At 59.5% G+C, this 2,565-nt stretch carries 4 protein-coding genes; 3 read left to right on the top strand and 1 reads right to left on the bottom strand.

The features are described 5' to 3' along the window. Nucleotides 1-297: replicative DNA helicase (locus JHD77_RS30260; RefSeq protein ID WP_279535486.1), on the top strand; the 297-nt coding region annotated here is incomplete at its 5' end. A 438-nt stretch (nucleotides 298-735) separates the two neighbouring features. Here JHD77_RS30260 and JHD77_RS30255 read toward each other — a convergent pair. Beyond that, nucleotides 736-1,182: a hypothetical protein gene (locus tag JHD77_RS30255; RefSeq protein WP_003117028.1), complete on the bottom strand. Its 447-nt coding sequence runs from the start codon at nucleotides 1,180-1,182 to the stop codon at nucleotides 736-738. A gap of 183 nt (nucleotides 1,183-1,365) precedes the next feature. Between JHD77_RS30255 and JHD77_RS30250 the strand changes: the two genes are divergently transcribed. Further along, on the top strand, nucleotides 1,366-2,325 hold the full coding sequence (locus JHD77_RS30250) for a hypothetical protein (RefSeq protein WP_196994131.1): 960 nt from the start codon (nucleotides 1,366-1,368) through the stop codon (nucleotides 2,323-2,325). Further along, a partial coding sequence (locus JHD77_RS32520; protein ID WP_233412009.1) for a hypothetical protein occupies nucleotides 2,322-2,565 on the top strand: 244 nt, incomplete at its 3' end. The genes JHD77_RS30250 and JHD77_RS32520, both read left to right, overlap by 4 nt.

Below are 2,565 nucleotides of genomic sequence, written 5' to 3'. Positions count from 1 at the left end.
ATGGATTGCCCCGTCGTGGCCCTGTCCCAGCTCAATCGCAGCCTGGAGAACCGGCCGAACAAGCGACCGAACAACGCAGACCTGCGTGAGAGCGGCGCAATCGAGCAGGACGCGGACGTGATCATGTTCGTGTACCGCGACGAGGTCTACCACCCCAACACCGAGGCCAAGGGCATCGCCGAAATCATCATCGGCAAGTACCGCAACGGCCCGATCGGCACCGTCCGCGCCGCCTTCATCGCCAACCAGACCCGCTTCGCCGACCTTGCACCAACTTGGCAGGGAGCTCTTGCATGAGCCCCTTCATTGAACTTCCGATCTCTCGCCGGCGGGAGCCGGCAAGGAGTCTAGTCATGCGTGACCAGCAGCCCGCTAACAATCTCCTTTCGATAGCGAGCGCCGAATGGATACAAGCCTTGCAGAACTTCTGCCACCACGGACGAGTGTATGACGGGTCCGCCGCCAATGCCTGGCTATTGGATGCCTGCCTACTTGTTCCCAGCGCTGCCCTCATCCACGGTGTCATCGAGTACATTCTTAACAGCCGTGAGGACATACCATACGGAGGGCTACGCCCAAGCTGGGTGGCTCAGCGGCTCGAGCAGGAGGGATTGATTAGTCACCGGTGCGGGGCAGTCTTGCACTGGCAGGAGCACGGCTATCGCTTTTCCACGGTGGTCAGGATCGACCCCGAACAGATTTGGCCCGATAAGCGCTCGAGACCCGAAGCATTCGTTACCGGACCACTAGATAGCCAGGAGCTTGGGGTAATTGAAATCCTGGCGCATCCGAACGCCAGACGTCGTAGTCCGTCCCCGGTGCGCCTGGCAGCACTGGTTCGATCTTCGCTAGCCATACCTGCTGAGCCTCTTCATCCCATTGCAAATCCGCCAGTTCTTCATGCAGTGCTAGCCACCTATCCCGAATTGGCATCTCCCGAATGGTTTCCAGTGGCCAGGAGTAGCGACGCATGAGCGCATACTCAATGGCATCCATTCCCCATAGCCTCCAGCCTTTGTCACGTGCCAGTGAGTTACCAAGGGTACACAGCACAAAGACTTGGCTTATCCATTGCGCTCTGGCCATCGTCATAGGCAATCCGTCCCCCTTTTGTGAGTCAGGAACGCATGCCTGGATCTGGATAAGCATCTCGTCGTATCCAAAGCGGTATTCGTTCTTCATGCCGGACCTCCTGTGGTCTGGGTGGGTTTGTTTGGCGACGCCAACCTTACCACCGGATGTGTCCGGCTCCCTTCTAGCAGCGACCGTCACGCCTTCAGCGCTACCGGTCCTGCAACCTCATTTTTCATCTCATCTATTGAACTTCCGATCTCTCGCCGGCGGGAGCCGGCAAGGAGTCTAGTCATGCGTGACCAGCAGACCACGACCAATCCTCCCGAGGCTTGCGCCCAGAATCCAGACTGGCGCCAAGACCTGTCCTATGCACTAATCGAGTCCCTCATGGCCGAACCCGAAGAGCAGGCAAAAGCCTTCCTGAAGGCTCATTTGGAGCGACTCCCCTACTACGAACGCTTCGGGCTCTCACATGAGAACCTCGTCCTCCTGATGGAGGACCTCTTCAAGCAGTTGCAGTACACCTTTTCCTTCCTGGGTATCGATGCGACCTGGCTCAGGCAGCGCCAGCTCGAGCGACAAGTCGCTCAGACGAATGCTTACTCTGTCTTGAAGGCACTGCAAAGCGCCGTCACACAGTTGCGGACCCACGAAGGGCCGAGCCCCGTACTCTGGTTCACGGGGCTCGGCCGGACGACCCGGCCGTTCGTTCGGGCCACTGCATTGGAGCACGCCCTACGCCAGGCGCTCACCGACAAAGGCTGGTCAACCCCGCAAATCGAGGACGCCTGGCCAAGCGCAGGCCTGCAACCCTACCTACAGGCCCTTGGCCTGTGCCGGCAGACGCTCGCCTTCGCGCTTGACGAGCCCAGCCAAGCCTTGGACCTGCCGGCCCAGCGTGCAGCCGTCCTGGCCGCTCATGACGAACTCATCATTGAGCTGAGAGGGCGGCTTCTCTGGGAGAGCTGGAACAGTCCGCCAGCAGACTACGAATGGGGTGAGAGCGCGATCGTTCCAATGACCTCTAGCTCGCCCACGGATGCTACTGGGCAAGTGCTTCCCGCCACACCTCGAGGTCGTCCTCCCTACTATCTATGGGAACTGGTCCCCGCACCTGCCTCTCATCGCGCCACACCCGACGCGCCTCTTCCGGGACATGAAGCGGCTCCAGCTCATCGCATATGGCTAGCCATTTTTGAGCAGGAGACAGCGCCTGCACCTGCTGGGGCGTCCAGGAGTAGCGCCTTATGAGCGCGAAGTCGATTGCGACGATCTCGCCCAAGGACCAGCTGTGCTTTTCTGCAAGTGCAGTGCCCAAGACGCTGAGCAAATACTGCTGCTGGAGCACCATTACATCTTCAGTGGTCAGCGGCTGCTCCTTTTCCAAACCATTCTCCTGCCTATATCGCTCGATTAGGCGGGAGAGTGTGCGTTCATACGGCTCTACGGCCTGTGACGTCCCGATTTTGTCTCCTTTCATGCCGGACCTCC

It is taken from the genome of Pseudomonas sp. P20, assembly GCF_016463925.1.
GTDB lineage: Bacteria > Pseudomonadota > Gammaproteobacteria > Pseudomonadales > Pseudomonadaceae > Pseudomonas > Pseudomonas aeruginosa.
The sequence above is the reverse complement of the archived record's forward strand: the minus strand, read 5'-3'. Positions and strand labels throughout refer to the sequence as shown.